This window comes from Streptomyces sp. NPDC012835 (assembly GCF_042900885.1).
Lineage (GTDB): Bacteria > Actinomycetota > Actinomycetes > Streptomycetales > Streptomycetaceae > Streptomyces.
Genome location: NZ_JBIBBW010000005.1, coordinates 67,707 through 83,348, shown reverse-complemented (window position 1 = coordinate 83,348; position 15,642 = coordinate 67,707). Strand labels below are relative to the sequence as shown.

Sequence of the window (15,642 nt, the reverse complement as noted above, 5' to 3'; positions counted from 1 at the left end):
CAGCCCATGTCCACGGCGGGCCGCCCGCGCTTACCCTCGACGTATGGCTTCTGAGGCAGCTGCTGAGTTCCCGGGCGCGGGCGCGGAGTCCGCGCGGGTCGACACCTGGATCTGGTCCGTACGGCTCACCAAGACCCGCTCCCAGGCAGCCGCCGCCTGCCGTGCGGGCCATGTGCGTGTCAACGGCGACCGGGTCAAGCCCGCGTACGCGGTCAAGCCCGGTGACGAGGTCCGGCTGCGCCACGCCGGGCGGGACAGGGTGGTGGTGGTCTCCCGCGCCGTGCGCAAGCGGGTGGGCCCGCCGGTCGCGGTGCAGTGCTACGCCGACCACAGCCCGCCGCCCCCGCCGCGCGAACTCGCCGCGCCCGTGGCGATCCGCGACCGGGGCGCTGGCCGGCCCACCAAGCGCGACCGCAGGGAGCTGGACCGGCTCCAGGGCTCCTGATCCCGGCGGCCCGGTCGGGGGCCGGGCGGTCCCGGCGGCCCGATCGGCCCCGGCCGTACAGCGGGCCGGCCGTTCCCGTGGCCCCGGCCGTACAGCGGGCCGGTCGTTCCCGTGGCCCCGGCCGTACAGCGGGTCGGCCGTTCCCGTGGCCCCGGCCGTACAGCGGGCCGGCCGTTCCCGTGGCCCCGGCCGTACAGCGGGTCGGCCGTTCCCGTGGCCCCGGCCGTACAGCGGGCCGGCCGTTCCCGTGGCCCCGGCCGTTCCCGCGGTCAGTCCGCGGTGGTCCCGCCGCGCACCACGACCACCGGGCACGTCGCGTGCTGGGTGACGTTGGCGCTGACCGAGCCCAGCAGCACCGCCTTGACTCCGCTGTGGCCTCGATCGCCGACCACCAGGAGGGACGCGCCCTCGGCGTTGTCGATCAGCACCTGGGCGGCGGGACCGTCCACCACGCGGCGCTCGACCGACGCGGCGGTCTCGGGATCCAGGTGCTTGGCGAGCGTGTCGTCCAGGATCTGCCCGGCCAGCTTCTCGGCGTCGAAGTCGACCGGGATCACCTGTCCCGGCATCATCCCCGCCCAGCCGGTCGCCGGGTACTCCCAGCCGATCACGGCCACCACCCGGTCGCCGGTCAGCTTCGCCTGCCCCACGGCCCAGTGCAGGGCCTCGACCGAGGGCTCCGAGCCGTCCACGCCGACCACGATGGTGCTGCTGCTCATGACGTTCCTCCCGCTGACTTCCGACTTCCTTGCTGGTCGCCGGGGCTACCGGCCGTTCGCAGAGACGTTCGCGAGGAGCTGTTCGAACGGGACGACGTCGTCCGTGTCGTCCCTGTCGTCCAGCTCTCCCGCCTCTCGTCCCTCACGCCCCTTCTGCCCCGCCACCGCCGGTTCAGGCGTACTGGCACCGGACGGGTGTCCCGTCCCCGGCGCGCCGCTCAGCAGCCGCGCCAGCTCGCCGCCCGCCCGCTCGATCCGGGCCGGCAGCCCGCCCGCGTGCCGGTCCGCGCCGGTGCCCCAGTCGTCGGTGGCCGCGAAGACGGCCGTCGGGAGGGTGAGCGCGTGCAGGTACGAGAAGAGGGGGCGCAGCGCGTGCTCCACCACGAGCGAGTGGCGGGCGGTACCGCCGGTCGCGGCGAGCAGGACGGGTTTACCGCTCAGCGCGTCCGGCTCGACCAGGTCGAAGAAGGACTTGAAGAGGCCGCTGTAGGACGCCGCGAAGACCGGCGTCACCACGATCAGCCCGTCCGCCCCGCCGACCGCCGCGAGCGCGTCCCGCAGCGCGGGCGCCGGGAAGCCGGTGACCAGGTGGTTCGCGATGTCGACCGCGAGGTCGCGCAGCTCCACGACGGTGATGTCCGCCTTGCGGTCCCCGGCGGCCAGCCCGCGGCCGGCCGCCTCCGTCAGCCGGTCGGCCAGCAGCCTGGTCGATGACGGCTTGCTCAGACCCGCGGAGACCGTGACGATCCTCAGCCGACCGGTCATGGTCAGACCTCCTTCCGTGCCGCCGCAGCGGCGGCCGCCGCCGGGTGCACCGGTCCGTCCGGCACTCCGGCCGGCCGCAGCGCGGCGAACTCCTTGCGCAGGACGGGGACGACCTCCTCGCCCAGCAGGTCGAGCTGCTCCAGCACCGTCTTCAGCGGCAGCCCCGCGTGGTCCATCAGGAACAGCTGGCGCTGGTAGTCGCCGAAGGAGTCGCGGAACGACAGCGTCTTCTCGATGACCTCCTGCGGGCTGCCCACGGTCAGCGGGGTCTGCTCGGTGAAGTCCTCCAGCGAGGGCCCGTGCCCGTACACCGGCGCGTTGTCGAAGTACGGCCGGAACTCCCGTACCGCGTCCTGCGAGTTCTTCCGCATGAACGCCTGGCCGCCCAGCCCGACGATCGCCTGTTCCGGGGTGCCGTGCCCGTAGTGCGCGTACCGCTTGCGGTAGAGGCGGATCAGCTGCTGGAAGTGCTCCTTCGGCCAGAAGATGTTGTTGGCGAAGAAGCCGTCCCCGTAGTAGGCGGCCTGCTCGGCGATCTCGGGCGAGCGGATCGAGCCGTGCCAGACGAACGGCGGGGTGCCGTCCAGCGGGCGCGGTGTCGCGGTGAAGCCCTGGAGCGGCGTACGGAACTGCCCCTCCCAGTCCACGACGTCCTCGCGCCACAGCTTGTGCAGCAGCGCGTACTTCTCGATGGCGAGCGGGATGCCCTTGCGGATGTCCTCGCCGAACCACGGATAGACCGGGCCGGTGTTCCCGCGCCCCATCATCAGGTCGACGCGCCCGTCGGCCAGGTGCTGGAGCATCGCGAAGTCCTCGGCGATCTTCACCGGGTCGTTGGTGGTGATCAGGGTCGTGGAGGTGGAGAGGATCAGCCGCTCGGTGGTGGCCGCGATGTGGCCGAGCATGGTGGTGGGGGAGGACGGGACGAAGGGCGGGTTGTGGTGCTCACCGGTCGCGAAGACGTCGAGCCCGACCTCCTCGGCCTTCCGGGCGATGGCCACCATCGCCTTGATCCGCTCGTGCTCGGTCGGCGTACGTCCGGTGGTCGGGTCGGTCGTGACATCGCCGACGGTGAAGATCCCGAACTGCATCGCGCTCACCACTTCTCTCGCTCTTGGGCCGTAGGGCTCCCGCCCGGCCCGGCCGGCTCTCGGCCGTATTAGTTGAAGCTTCAACTGAACTGTACAACGGTGGACCCCCGCCCGCTATTCCGCCCCGCCCGGACGGAGGGAGGAACGCGAGGCCGCGTCCGGGCGGCGGGCCCAGGGCAGGGGTCCCGGGCAGCGGGCCCGGGGCAGGGGTCCCGGGCAGCGGGCCCGGGCAGGGGTCGCGGGCAGGGGGTCCCGGACAGCACGAGGCCGGCCGGGGCTGCTGCCCCGGCCGGCCCTGTGCTGCTCAGTGCTGTTACCTGCTGCTCGCGCTACTTCGTGAAGATGAAGTACTTCCACGCACCGTGCGTCGTGTAGTTCACGTTGTCCCCCGACGAGCCCTTGATGTACGACGAGCGCATCCGGACACGCAGCCCGGTGTCCCGCCCGCCGGTCAGCCGGACGGCGGACTTCCCGTTGGCGGACAGCGGGAAGTAGTCGTCGCCGAGGCTGTACCACCTGCCGTCGTAGTACACCTCCATGGTGAACCGCTGCGAGCGTCCCTTGTGGTACGTCATGGTCGTGGTGAACAGCGGGTCGGTCTTCTTGTGGAAGTACGCGTACTTCGTGGAGCCGATCTTGGCCGTCTTGTAGTGACGGGAGACCGAGGTGGAGACCTTGGCCCTCGCCTGGGCCGTGGACTTCACCGACTTCGCGGCGTAGCGCGCGTCACCGGTGAAGGTGGCGGTGACCGTGGTGTTGCGGGTCATCTTCACCGTCGCCGAGAAGTTGCCCTTGGAGTTGACCTTGCCGCTCTTGACCAGCTTCTTCGGCTTGTCGGCGCCGTACGGGTCGGCGTAGATCGCGACCGTGCGGTTCTTGTACGTGGTGCCGAGGTGCGCGGTGAAGGAGACCTTGGTGCCGTATCCGTACACCTTGCCGTTGCGGTCCAGCTTCAGGCTGGGCGTGGCCCGCGAGACGTTGACCTTGGCCGACGCGGAGGCGGCGGTGTGCGTGGCGCTGCCCGCGTACGTGACCTTGTAGGTGACCTTGCCGCCGGCGGGCGGTGTGTCGGAGAAGGAGTACGTGCCCTTCGCGTCGGTGGTCTTCTTCGTCCCGAGCGACTTGCCCTTCGGGGACTCCAGGTCGGTCCGGGTGACGGTCAGCGGCGTCCCGGCGGGGAGCGCCACGGAGGCGGTGAGCTTGCCCTTGACGGTGAGCGCCTTGGCGCGGGTCGCTGAGGCGGGCGCGGTGGCCGTCAGGGTGGTGACCGACCGGGTGGGCTCGGTGAGGACGCGCAGTGAGAAGGCGTTCTGGCTGTTGCTGGAGACCGCGAACAGCCGGCTGCCGCCCGGCTCCCAGGCCAGCCCGGCGGCGGCCAGGGTGTCGCTGCCGCTGTGCGTGCCGGTGTTGGGGAAGTCGTACTGCCGGACCGGCTTCGAGGAGCCGGGCAGGAAGACGTGGACGTCGTTGTCGTACCAGGATTCGGACCCCGCGGCGACCGTCCCGTCGGCCCGGACGGCGACGGCGTTCGCGTAGGACGCGGTGGGATAGGTCCCCACCCGGGCGAGGTCCGTGGTGCGCAGGATGGTGTGGTGGTCGCCGCGGCCCGCCGTGATCAGCAGCCCGCCGTCCGGGGTGAGCGCCAGGTCCTTGCTGAGACCGCTGTCGGCCAGCGCGGTACGGGTCGCCTCACCGGTGGCGACGTCGTACACGCCGACCATGGTCGAGGACGTCGGGGCCCCGGCCGCCAGCAGGTCCGGCGCGCCCGGTGCGGCGGCGAGCCTGGGCGCGGTCGGCCAGCCGGTCTCGTCGTCCTGCCCGAGGGCCACCACGGGCTCGTCGCCCGACAGGTCCAGCGAGCCGATGTTGCCGCCCGCGGTGCCGTAGCCGAACCAGACCTTGCCGCCCGCGACGGCCAGGTGCTCCGGGTCGGTGCCCTCGCCGGTCGGGTACCGGCCGGACGGAGTGACCGTGTCCGTCCCCACGGACACGATGGAGTCGTCGCCGGGCACCGCCGCGTACAGCTGCCCCGAGTCGGCGGACAGGGCGAGCCCGTCCACCCCGGGCAGACCGGTCACAGTGCCCAGCACCGTGCCGGCGTAGTTGGTCGCGACGACCTTGCCCAGGGACGGGTCGCTGATGAACACCTTCTTGTGGACGCCGTCCACCACGATGTCCCCGGTGGACATCACCGGCAGGATCTTCGCCGAGTCGGCCGCCGCCGTCCCCGAGGCGAGCACCACCGATCCGACGAGTACCGCGAGAGCTGTCGCGGCCGGAAGTATGCGCGTACGCATGATGAAGTTGTACCCCCCACGCTGAAAAGCCCCTGTCCGTCAGACCGGTCAGGGTGAGGGCAGAGTAAGTCATGCCTACGACAAGGCGATCGGCAGGGCGGGACGGCGCACCCACCGTGCGGCGGGGCGGTCGGGCGCCTCTCCGCGCCTCTCTGTGCCGCGCCTCTCCGCACCTCTCCGTGCCGCGCCTCTCCGCGCCTCTTCGCTCCGCCGCGCTGTGTCAGTCGGTGTCGCGGCGTTCCCCGTCCCCACGGGTGCCGTGGGGGTTGTCGTCGTCGGCTCGTGGCGCGTCCGCGCGCCGGGACTTCCTGCCGGGAGCCCACAGACCCCGGCTGTACGGATACGAGGCGATGTCCTGTCGGTGGTGCGCGTTGACCAGATGGATGAGCAGAGCGCCCACCGCGATCAGAGCCAGGATCACGACCACACTGACCCACCAGTTGTTCATGCGGCACCCGCCTCCTCGGCGTGTTCGCCGGCGGAACCCCGTACCCGGTGCCGTGGGACGGCCGGGGAACGGCACTGGGCGTGGCAGTGGCTGCCCGAAATGTCCCCGGCGATCTCAGCGTACTCCGGGTGCCGCGACCCGGCTGCTTTTCCGCCGGGACCCAGCCGGAGCCCAGCCGGCGCACAGGTCCGCCACAGCCGCCGTTCCTAGCCTCGCGCCATGCCACGCCACCGGTTCGACTCCCGCGCGCACCGATCCGTCCAGCACGGCTCTGTCGCGGACCGCTCTGTCGCGGATCGGTCTGTCCATCACCGGTCTGTCGCGGACCGGTCCGTCGCGGACCGCTCTGTCGCGCACCGGGCCGTCCGGCGCCGGGCCGTGCCGCCCGTTCTCACGGGCCTCGCCCTGCTTCTGGTGCTCGCGCTGTCCGCGTGGGCCGTGACGCGGGCGGGGTCGGGGCAGGGCGCCGGGTCGGGAGCGAACACCGTGGCCCGGACCTCGCGGGCGGCTCTGGCCTCACCCGAACCCTCCGCGTCCCCCTCGGTGCCGGCGTCCGTGTCTCCGTCCCCGTCCCCGTCCGCGACCTCCACCGCCACAGAGGCCGATCAGGTGCTGGCCGGGCGGCTCGCGTCCGTCATGAAGTCCTCGGCGGACCCGGCGGCCTCGCTCCAGGTCGCCGTACTCGACCTCGCGGAGGCGGGCGCTCCCGCGCGCTACAGCGCGGGGGAGCGGGAGACGTACGACACGGCCAGCATCGTGAAGGTCGACATCCTGGCCGCGCTGCTGCTCATGGCGCAGGACGAGGACCGCGTGCTCACGGCGGCGGAACGCACCCACGCCACCGCGATGATCCAGGTGAGCGACAACGCCTCGGCGGACGCCCTGTGGAGCACCATCGGCGGGACGGCCGGGCTGGACGCGGCGAACCGGCGGCTCGGGCTGACGGATACGACGGCGGGCAGCGGCGCTTTGTGGGGGCTCACGCAGACGACCGCGCCGGACCAACTGACCCTGCTGGCCGCCGTGTTCGGAGACGGTTCGGGTGCCGAGGACGCCGAGGGCGCCGAGGACGCCGAGGACGCCGACGGTGCCGAGGGCGTGTCCCCGCTCAGTGCGGCCTCGCGGAGCTATGCGCGCGGCCTGATGGGCGGGATAGCGGACGGCCAGGACTGGGGCGTGTCGGCGGCGGGCACCGCGACGGGGCTGAAGAACGGCTGGCTGTCCCGCAGCGCCACGGGCCTGTGGGACATCAACAGCATCGGCCGGACGGAGATCGACGGGCACGGCTATCTGCTGGCCGTGCTCTCCCAGGGGAACGCGAGCATGGAGTCCGGGATCGCCCTCGTGGAAGCGGCGGCGAAGGCGGCGGTCGCGGCGTCGCGGGAGGCGTAGGCGGCGGTTCCGACACCCGCCCTGCCGCCGCGAAGCGGGCGGCTCCGGAGCCAACTCCCGCAGGGCTTTCCGGAGCCGGCCACTTCGCCACCCGCCTCCTTGGCGCCCTTCTGGACGAAGCGTTAGGTTAGGGTTGCCTAAGTCGGTCCGTCGAGGGGGTGTGCCGAGAGGGCCCGCCGCCGCTGCGGCGCCCGTCCGGATGCGTACCAAAGGCCCAGCGGTGAAAGCTACTTGGCATGTGCCCGATCCATATCGCCCCACCCCGAGGTAGCGCCAGCCGTGTCCGTCCACCCCGCACCGCCCGCCTCCCGTGGCTCGATCCGCCTCGGCGCGCCCGGCGCCCGGTCCGTGGACACACTTCCGTGGGACGCGCCGGTCGAACGAATACGCGTCGGCGAGTTGGTCGTTCTCCCCTGGGGGCCTTTCCACCGGGCCCCGTACGGGTCCTCCTCCGGCCGGGAGCCGGCCGTACCGCCCGTCCTCGGCCGTCCCCCCGCCGAGCGCCCGCCGCTCTGAGCCTTCCTCCTCTTCCTCCGGAGCCGTGTCATGACCGTGCCCCCCATCTCCCCGCCCGTGACTGAACGGCCCCCCGAGGGCGCGCCGGAGGCGGCCGACGGCCCGGGTGCCCCGCGTGTGCAGGACGCGCCGAGCATCCACCGTGCTCCCGCCGCCGCTCCCGGCGCGGGCGCCCGCGCCGCCGGCATCCTGCGCCGCCAGCGCACCCGTGAGTCCTCGGCACGCACCTACGCCCGCTCGTTCCCGATCGTCCCGGCCCGCGCCAAGGGCATGACGATCGAGGGGACGGACGGCCGCCGCTACCTCGACTGCCTCTCCGGCGCCGGCACGCTCGCCCTCGGCCACAACCACCCCGTCGTGCTGGAGGCCGTACGGCGCACGATGGAGAGCGGCGCGCCGCTGCACGTCCTCGATCTCGCGACGCCGGAGAAGGACGACTTCACCGACGCCCTCTTCGCCACCCTCCCCGGGAACTTCGCCGACCGCGCCCGGATTCACTTCTGCGGGCCCGCCGGTACGGACGCGGTCGAGGCGGCACTGAAGCTGACGCGGACGGCGACCGGGCGGCGCGGGGTGCTCGCGTTCACCGGGGCGTACCACGGCATGACGGCGGGCGCACTCGCGGTGACCGGCCGCGTCTCGGCCAGGGAGCGGGTGGCGGAGGGGGTGGCCGAGGTGACCCGGCTGCCGTATCCGTACCCGTACCGCTGCCCGTTCGGTGTCGGCGGCGAGCGCGGCGCCGAGCTGGCCGCGACCTACGCGCGACGGCTGCTCGACGACCCGGTGGGCGGTGTCGCGCCCCCGGCGGCCATGATCCTCGAAGCGGTGCAGGGCGAGGGCGGCGCGGTGCCGGCGCCCGACTCCTGGCTGCGCGAGATGCGGCGGATCACGGCGGAGCGCGGAATCCCGCTGATCGTGGACGAGGTGCAGACGGGCGTCGGGCGCACGGGCGCCTTCTGGGCCGTCGAGCACAGCGGCGTCACCCCGGACGTGATGGTGATGTCGAAGGCGATCGGCGGCAGTCTGCCGCTCGCCGTGATCGTCTACGACCAGGATTACGACGCGTGGCTCCCCGGCGCCCACACCGGCACGTTCCGGGGGAACACGCTGGCCATGGCGACGGGCGCGGCGACGCTGCGGTACGTGGCCGAGGAGGGCCTGGCCGACCGCGCCGCGACGGTGGGCGCGCGGATGACCGCGCGGCTGGACGGGCTGCGCCACGAACTGCCCGTGATCGGCGATGTCCGGGGGCGTGGTCTGATGATCGGTGTCGAACTGGTCGACCCCGAAGGCCCGGTGGACTCGTGCGGCGCCCGCCCGGCCGCCCCCGAACTGGCGGTACGGGTCCGCGCGGCCTGTCTGGAGCGTGGCCTGATCATCGAGTTGGGCGGACGCTTCGACGCGACCCTCCGTCTCCTCCCGCCGCTGACCATCACGGACGAGCAGGCGGAGGCGGTCCTCGACCGGCTCACGGACGCCATCGCGCACGCTTCGGCGGGCGGTCGCCAGGACAAGCAGGGACGGCAGGCATGACCACGGAATCCAGGCAGACGCAGCCACGAGTCCCCGCGCAGGCGTCGGGGCAGGAAGGGGAGTGGGCCGCCGGGCACCCGCCGGGCCACGCCTCTTCGCGGCAGGCGCCCGCGCAGCACGTCCTTCCCGCGCAGCGCGACGCACACGATCCCGCCGCCGCGCTGTCCGGCGGCGTCGCGGGCCCCGACGCGCTCGCCCCGCTGGTCTCCACCGTGCTCGACGCCCTCGTCAAAGGCGCCAAGACCCGGGGCGGCCCCGTGGCCCCCGGCAGCCCGGAGGAAGCGGCGGCGGCCGTGGCCGAGGCGTTCCACGGCTCCGGGGCGACCGGCCGGGGCATCACCGGCCCGGCCGCCCTGGACCGGCTCACCGAACTCCTCGCCCACGGCAGCGCCGACCCCGCCGACGCCTCCTGCGCCGCCCATCTGCACTGCCCCCCGCTGGCCGTCGCCGTCGCCGCCGACCTCGCCGTCAGCGCGCTCAACCCCTCCCAGGACTCGTGGGACCAGGCACCCGCCGCCACCGTCCTGGAGACCCTGCTGCTCCAGGAGCTGGCGGGGCTGGTCGGCTACGACCGCGACCGGGCCGCCGGGGTCCTCACCTCCGGCGGTACGGAGTCGAACCTCATGGGGCTGATGCTGGCCAGGGACCGCGTCCTGGGCGCGGCGTCCGGCCGGCAGATCGAACTCACCGGCCTCCGGGGCCCGGCCGTGGGCGAGTACCAGGTCGTGGGCGAGTACCCGGCCGTGGGCGAGTACCCGGCCGCCGTTGAGCCCCCGGCCGCCGGTGAGCACCCGGCCAGGGGCGCCCGGCCGGGGCCCGAGCCCCGCCCCCGCATCCTCGCCTCCGCCGTCGCGCACTTCTCCGTACAGCGCGCCGCCGCGCTCCTCGGGCTCGGTGAGAACGCGGTCCTGCCGGTCCCGGTCGACCATCAACTCCGTATGGACACCAATGCGTTGGCGGCGATGCTGGACGGCTGCGCGGAACGCGGCGAGCTGCCGATCGCCGTCGTGGCCACGGCGGGCACCACCGACACCGGCTCGATCGACCCGCTGCGCGCCTGCGCGGCCCTGGCCGCCGAGCACGGCGCCTGGCTGCACGTGGACGCGGCGTACGGCGGCGGCGCGCTGCTCTCCGACCGGCTCGCGCCGCTCCTGGACGGGCTCGAACTCGCCGACTCCGTCTCCCTCGACTGGCACAAACTCGGCTGGCAGCCCGCCGCCGCCGGGATCTTCCTGGTGGCCGAGTCCGAGACGTACGCCTCGCTCGCCCGCCGGGCCGTCTACCTCAACCCCGCCGACGACGAGGAGGCCGGCTACCCGAGCCTGCTCGGCCTCTCGCTGCGCACCACCCGCCGCGCCGACGCCTTCAAGATCGCGGTGACCCTGCGCACCCTGGGCCGGGAGGGGCTCGGGCGGCTGGTGGACGCCTGCCACGAACTGGCCCTGGCCGGGGCCCGTACCGTACGGAGCCACCCCTGCCTGGAGCTGCACGCCGACCCGGTGCTGACGGCCTTCGTCTTCCGCTACCGGCCGACGGACGCCGACGAGAAACACGGCGACGACGAACAGCGCAGCGACGACATCAACGCCGGGCTCCGCCGACGGCTGCTGCGCGAGGGCCGCGCCGTGGTCGGCCGCACCGAGCTGCCGGGCGAAGGGCCCGGCCGCGTACGGCTCAAGCTCACCCTGCTCAACCCGCACACCACCGTCGACGAGGTGGAGCGGCTGCTCTTCGAGGTGGTGGCGGCGGGACGGGCCGAGGAGGAGGCGGCGGCAGCGCGGTGACGGTGCCGCCGGGGGCCGGGGACGGGCGGACACGGGCCGCGCCCCCGGCCCCAGGCCCCCGGCCCCCGGCAGTCCCCTTGGACGTACGCCCCGCCCCGCGCCCCCGTACAGGCACACCCCCCGTACAGGCACACACCCCGTACACGTACACACGCATCCCCCCACCCAGAACACGACCCACCCAACCCCCGGCGGAGGCTTCCCGGTGACGACCGAGCACCAAGACGGACATCAGATCTACGACGTGGTCGGCATAGGGATCGGTCCCTTCAACCTCTCCCTGGCAGCGCTCTCCGACGGCGTTCCCGATCTCCGTACCCTCTTCCTCGACGCGAAGCCCGCCTTCTCCTGGCATCCGGGACTGCTCATGGAAGGAACGACTCTCCAAGTCCCCTTCCTCGCCGACCTGGTGACGATGGCCGACCCGACCAGCCCGTGGTCGTACCTGAACTACCTGCGCGAGCACGACCGGATGTTCCCCTTCTTCTTCTCCGAGCGCTTCCACATACCGCGCCGCGAGTACGACCACTACTGCCGCTGGGTCGCCGAACACCTCCCGTCCTGCCGCTTCGACGCGTGCGTCACGGAGCTGGCGTGGGACGACACGTCCGACGCGTTCGCCGTCACCTACCGGTCGGCGGCGGACGGCGCGGTGTCGCGCGTATGGACGCGGCAGGTCGTGCTGGGCGTCGGTACGGACCCGGTCGTACCGAAACCGCTGCGCCCCCTGCTGACCGGTGACCACCGGGGCCGGGTCCTGCACAGCGCCGACTACCGCGCCCACCGCACGGCGCTCGCCGCGCTCCCCGATGTCACGGTCGTCGGAGCCGGCCAGTCCGGCGCCGAGGTCGCCCTCGACCTGCTCCGCCACCAGGACGGCGACGGCGCGGGCGGCCCGTACGTCCGCTGGCTGGCCCGTACCCCCGCCTTCGCGCCGATGGAGTACTCCAAGATCGGCCTGGAGCACTTCACCCCCGACTACATCCGCTACTTCCGCGCCCTCCCCGAGGAACGGCGCGAGCACCTCGTGCGCGAGCAGTGGCAGCTCTACAAGGGCGTCAGCGAGGAGACCCTCGCCGACATCCACGACGAGCTGTACGAACGGACCGTCGGCGGTACGGAACCACGCGCCGCCCTGCACCCGGGCGTCACCATCGAGGGCGCCCGCCACGACGGCGCCGGCGACGACTACGTCCTGACCTGCCGCCACGTCCAGCAGGACAAGGTCTTCGAGATCCGCACCGCCGCCATCGTCTCGGCCACGGGCTACGCGGCCACCCGCCCCGCCTTCCTCGAACCCCTCACCGGGCTGGTGGACTGGGACGACCAGGGCCGCTACCGGGTCGACGGCGACTACCGCGTCTCCCTCAACCCCCGTGTGACCGGAGCCCTTTACGTACAGAACGCGGAACTCCACACCCACGGCGTGGGCACCCCCGACCTGACCCTGAGCGCCTGGCGCGCTGCGACCATCCTGAACGCGCTCGCCGGCCGCCCCGTACTGCGGCTGCCGGCGCGCGCGGCGTGGACGACGTTCGGAGCGCCGGGGGTCTGACGGGCGGGCCGTACGCGGCGGCAGGGCCGGAGGCCGCGGGCCCCCGGCAGGTCAGGACGGGAGGGCGGTGCTCCCGCGGCCGGACGTCTCCCCCGCGGCCGGGACCAGTTGGTGGTTGAGCCAGGTGGTGACGAGGGAGAGCACGTCCGCGTCGACCGGTTCGCGCAGCAGACGGCGGTACGAGCTCATGGTGGGGCGCCCGGGGTCGCGGCGCAGCAGGTGGTTGAGGTCCGGGACGCGGTGGATCTCGGCGCTGCCCGGCACCAGCCGGCGGATCTCGTCCAGGTCGGCGGGATCGACCTGGATGTCCTTGTCGCCGGTGACGGCCAGCACCGGCGCGTGGATGCCCGCGAGGTCGTCACGGCTGTCGTGGGCGAGCATCTCACGCGTCCAGCGGGCGTTCATCGGGGCTCCGGCGATGCGCGCCACATCCGTGCGGGTCTTCTTGATCCGGGCGAGTGCCAGGTTGCCCAGGGCGCCCAGCGGGCGCCGCAGCAGACGTACGGGCGCGGGCAGCCCCTGGGCGACCGAGCGGGCCTGCCAGCGCAGGGCGTCCTCGCCGAGGCGGGCGTAACCGGCCAGCAGGACCACCGCCCGCACCTCCGGGTGGCGTGCGGCGAGGGCCATGGCGTGCACGGCGCCCTCGCTGTGGCCGACGACGCCGAGCGAGTCGGGGCGTACGGCGGGATGGGCGGCCAGGGCGCGCAGGGCGGCGGAGGCGTCCTCGCGGTTGGTGGTGAAGCCGGCGGTCCGCCAGTTCCCCGGGTTCGCTCCCGTGCCGCGCCGGTCGTAGCGCAGGGTGGCGATCCCCTCGGCCGCGAGGAGGGCGGCGAGCGGGCCGCCCAGCTCGACGGGGAGCTTGGGGGTGTTGCCGTCGCGGTCCAGGGGGCCCGAGCCGTGCAGGAGCAGGACGGCGGGGTGCGGGCCCGGAGTGGCGGGCAGGGTCAACGTACCGGCCAGGGGGGTTCCGTCGTCCGTGGTGACCGTCAGGTCGGTGCCGGGTTCGGTGCCGGTGTCGGGCAAGGTGCTGCCTTTCGCTCTCATTGATCTCAACTTCGAGAACGTTATCAGGTGTGAGAACATAGGGGGCGTGTCGACTTCGAAGCTCCTCCTGCACCCCGTCAGGCTGCGCATTGTGCAAATCATTTTCGGCGCGGACGAGATGACCACGGCCCAGCTCCGCGACCGGCTGCCCGATGTGTCCCCGGCCACGGTGTACCGGCACATCGCCGCGCTCACCCGGGCCGGCGTCCTGGAAGTGGTGAGCGAAAGGCCCGTGCGCGGCACGGTCGAACGCGGCTACCGGGTACGCCAGGACAGGGCCCTGGTCGACGCCGACGCCCGCGCGGCGATGACCAAGGACGATCACCTGCGGGCCTTCACCGTCTTCACCGGCGGCCTGATGGCCGACTTCGACCGCTATGTCTCCCGCGCCGACGCCGAGCCCGCCCAGGAAGGCGTCCTCTACCGGCAGGGGGCGGTCTGGCTCACGGACGACGAGTTCCGGGAGCTGGCGGACGAGATCGAAACCGCCATCACCCGCCGCACCCGCCACACCCCGGACGACGGCCGCACCCGCCACATCGTCAGCTTCGTCACCATGCCGGACAAGCCCGTGGACGGGGAGCGCGGGGAAGGTGGCGAGGCCGGGGCCGGGGCCGGGGCCGGGGGGAGCTGACCTCGGCCCCGGCGAGGACGCCCAACGGGCGCGGGGGCGCGGCGGGAACGGGTGGGCCGGGCCGAGGCCCGGCGAGGGGGAGCGGCGGGTACGGCGGCACGGCGGGACCCGCACCGGCCCCTGCCCACGGCGTCCGACGCTCCGTCAGCTACCTCGGTGGCCGCGCGGTCCCCTGGAGAAAAGATCCAGAAGCGCCCATTTTTCGAGGTCCGAGGCAACCAACCGGGCCTCTCGTAACGTTATATGTAAGGGGCACCAAACCCCACGAGCCCCCAGTAGGACAGTTCCACCAAGCAATGCAGAGACGGAGCACTACCTCTTGACTGCCACAACTCTGACCAAGCGCAAGGCCGCAGCCGCCCTCGCCGGTGGCGCGCTGCTCGCGCTCTCCCCACTGGTCACCCAGACCGCCGCGGCCGCCGCCCAGCCCGAACCCACCGTCACCGCCAAGGGCGCCGCCCTGATGGACGGCGACAGCGGGAAGACGCTCTACGGCAAGGACGCGGACACCGTCCGCCCCATGGCCAGCACGGCGAAGATCATGACCGCGTACGTGGTACTCGACAAGGGCGCCGACCTGGACCGCCAGGTGCCCGTCAAGCAGGAGTACCGCGACTACGTCACCGAGCACAGCACCAGCACGGCGGACCTCCAGACCGGTGACAAGCTCACCGTCCGCCAGCTTCTGTACGCGTCGCTGCTCCCCTCCGGCGCGGACGCCGGCTACGCCCTCGCCGACACCTTCGGCATCGGTGACACCGCCGAGGAGCGGACCGAGTCCTTCGTCTCCCAGATGAACGCGAAGGCCGACGAGCTGTACCTCCCGAAGACCGAGTTCGACTCGTTCGACGGCGTGGGCACCGACTCCAGCACCCCGACCGAGCTGGCGAAGCTGGCCCGGTACGCGATGACGAACGACACCTTCCGTACGGTCGTCGCGACCAAGCAGTACAAGGCCGAGGCTCCGGCCGCCAACGGCCGTACGCGCTACTACACCTGGAACAACACGAACCAGCTGCTCGGTTCGTACGACGGTGTCATCGGCATCAAGACCGGCACGACGACCCCGGCGGGCGAATGCCTGGTCTTCGCGGCCACCCGTGACGACAAGACCCTCATCGGCACGGTCCTGAACAGCACCGACCGGTACGGCGACGCGGCGAAGATCCTGGACTACGGGTTCGGTTCGGACGCCGCGAAGGACATGAAGCTCCGCAAGCTCCCGGCGAACGCGCAGCGCGACTGAGTCCGCTCCCGTTCCGATCGACACGTCCGGGCGTCACCGAAACCTCCGGTGACGCCCGGACACCGGGTCCACCGGCGCCCGACGAGGGCCGTGAAGGTCTGCCGGACCGCTGGAGAGACGCGCGGGATGGGGCCGGTGGCTCTCCTGCTGCGGGAGGCGGATACGCGGCGGTG

General features: G+C 72.9%; 13 protein-coding genes. 7 read left to right on the top strand and 6 right to left on the bottom strand.

The window, feature by feature from the left end; all coding sequences use genetic code 11:
- The first annotated feature begins 43 nt into the window (after positions 1-43).
- Positions 44-445: an RNA-binding S4 domain-containing protein gene (locus ACFY6S_RS21780; protein WP_388824024.1), complete on the top strand. Its 402-nt coding sequence runs from the start codon at positions 44-46 to the stop codon at positions 443-445.
- A gap of 269 nt (positions 446-714) precedes the next feature.
- Here the strand turns inward: ACFY6S_RS21780 and ACFY6S_RS21775 are convergent, their stop codons facing one another.
- From ACFY6S_RS21775 to ACFY6S_RS21755, 5 genes are all read right to left on the bottom strand, one after another.
- A complete protein-coding gene (locus ACFY6S_RS21775) occupies positions 715-1,164 on the bottom strand; it encodes a universal stress protein (RefSeq protein WP_388824022.1) in 450 nt (149 codons plus the stop codon).
- A 45-nt stretch (positions 1,165-1,209) separates the two neighbouring features.
- The gene (locus tag ACFY6S_RS21770) at positions 1,210-1,935 is read right to left on the bottom strand and encodes an FMN reductase (RefSeq protein WP_388824835.1); all 726 of its coding nucleotides are present in this window, start codon (positions 1,933-1,935) and stop codon (positions 1,210-1,212) included.
- Complete coding sequence (locus ACFY6S_RS21765; protein ID WP_388824832.1) at positions 1,932-3,020, bottom strand: LLM class flavin-dependent oxidoreductase; 1,089 nt, start codon at positions 3,018-3,020, stop codon at positions 1,932-1,934. Before ACFY6S_RS21765 ends, ACFY6S_RS21770 begins: the two co-directional genes overlap by 4 nt.
- A 329-nt stretch (positions 3,021-3,349) precedes the next feature.
- Entirely contained in the window at positions 3,350-5,317 is a 1,968-nt protein-coding gene (locus ACFY6S_RS21760) for an Ig-like domain repeat protein (protein WP_388824020.1), read from the bottom strand.
- Between the two features lie 220 nt (positions 5,318-5,537).
- Entirely contained in the window at positions 5,538-5,765 is a 228-nt protein-coding gene (locus ACFY6S_RS21755; RefSeq protein ID WP_388824018.1) for a hypothetical protein, read from the bottom strand.
- A 378-nt stretch (positions 5,766-6,143) separates the two neighbouring features.
- Here ACFY6S_RS21755 and ACFY6S_RS21750 point away from each other — a divergent pair, with 378 nt between their 5' ends.
- From ACFY6S_RS21750 to ACFY6S_RS21735, 4 genes are all read left to right on the top strand, one after another.
- Positions 6,144-7,157: a hypothetical protein gene (locus tag ACFY6S_RS21750; protein ID WP_388824016.1), complete on the top strand. Its 1,014-nt coding sequence runs from the start codon at positions 6,144-6,146 to the stop codon at positions 7,155-7,157.
- Between the two features lie 546 nt (positions 7,158-7,703).
- Positions 7,704-9,206 (top strand): diaminobutyrate--2-oxoglutarate transaminase, encoded by a 1,503-nt coding sequence (locus ACFY6S_RS21745; RefSeq protein WP_388824014.1) that lies wholly within the window; start codon positions 7,704-7,706, stop codon positions 9,204-9,206.
- On the top strand, positions 9,203-10,990 hold the full coding sequence (locus tag ACFY6S_RS21740) for a pyridoxal phosphate-dependent decarboxylase family protein (protein WP_388824012.1): 1,788 nt from the start codon (positions 9,203-9,205) through the stop codon (positions 10,988-10,990). The genes ACFY6S_RS21745 and ACFY6S_RS21740 overlap by 4 nt, the downstream gene beginning before the upstream one ends.
- Before the next feature lie 205 nt (positions 10,991-11,195).
- Positions 11,196-12,545 (top strand): lysine N(6)-hydroxylase/L-ornithine N(5)-oxygenase family protein, encoded by a 1,350-nt coding sequence (locus ACFY6S_RS21735; protein WP_388824010.1) that lies wholly within the window; start codon positions 11,196-11,198, stop codon positions 12,543-12,545.
- Positions 12,546-12,596: 51 nt separating this feature from the next.
- On the opposite strand, the gene ACFY6S_RS21730 is transcribed toward ACFY6S_RS21735, so the two are convergent.
- Positions 12,597-13,589, bottom strand: coding sequence for an alpha/beta hydrolase (locus tag ACFY6S_RS21730; protein WP_388824008.1), 993 nt, complete (start codon positions 13,587-13,589; stop codon positions 12,597-12,599).
- Between the two features lie 46 nt (positions 13,590-13,635).
- Here ACFY6S_RS21730 and ACFY6S_RS21725 point away from each other — a divergent pair, with 46 nt between their 5' ends.
- Both ACFY6S_RS21725 and ACFY6S_RS21720 read left to right on the top strand, forming a co-directional pair.
- On the top strand, positions 13,636-14,223 hold the full coding sequence (locus ACFY6S_RS21725) for a helix-turn-helix domain-containing protein (protein WP_388824006.1): 588 nt from the start codon (positions 13,636-13,638) through the stop codon (positions 14,221-14,223).
- Positions 14,224-14,542: 319 nt separating this feature from the next.
- Positions 14,543-15,469 carry a D-alanyl-D-alanine carboxypeptidase family protein gene (locus tag ACFY6S_RS21720; protein WP_388824004.1) on the top strand — a complete coding sequence of 309 codons (927 nt, stop codon included), beginning with the start codon at positions 14,543-14,545 and terminating at the stop codon, positions 15,467-15,469.
- Positions 15,470-15,642: the final 173 nt, after the last annotated feature.

Excerpts from the sequence above, each read along its gene's own strand:
- ACFY6S_RS21780 (WP_388824024.1), top strand. The coding sequence starts at position 44 with ATGGCTTCTGAGGCAGCTGCTGAGTTCCCGGGCGCGGGCGCGGAGTCC.
- ACFY6S_RS21775 (WP_388824022.1), bottom strand. The coding sequence starts at position 1,164 with ATGAGCAGCAGCACCATCGTGGTCGGCGTGGACGGCTCGGAGCCCTCG.
- ACFY6S_RS21765 (WP_388824832.1), bottom strand. The coding sequence starts at position 3,020 with ATGCAGTTCGGGATCTTCACCGTCGGCGATGTCACGACCGACCCGACC.
- ACFY6S_RS21760 (WP_388824020.1), bottom strand. The coding sequence starts at position 5,317 with ATGCGTACGCGCATACTTCCGGCCGCGACAGCTCTCGCGGTACTCGTC.
- ACFY6S_RS21755 (WP_388824018.1), bottom strand. The coding sequence starts at position 5,765 with ATGAACAACTGGTGGGTCAGTGTGGTCGTGATCCTGGCTCTGATCGCG.
- ACFY6S_RS21745 (WP_388824014.1), top strand. The coding sequence starts at position 7,704 with ATGACCGTGCCCCCCATCTCCCCGCCCGTGACTGAACGGCCCCCCGAG.
- ACFY6S_RS21740 (WP_388824012.1), top strand. The coding sequence starts at position 9,203 with ATGACCACGGAATCCAGGCAGACGCAGCCACGAGTCCCCGCGCAGGCG.
- ACFY6S_RS21730 (WP_388824008.1), bottom strand. The coding sequence starts at position 13,589 with ATGAGAGCGAAAGGCAGCACCTTGCCCGACACCGGCACCGAACCCGGC.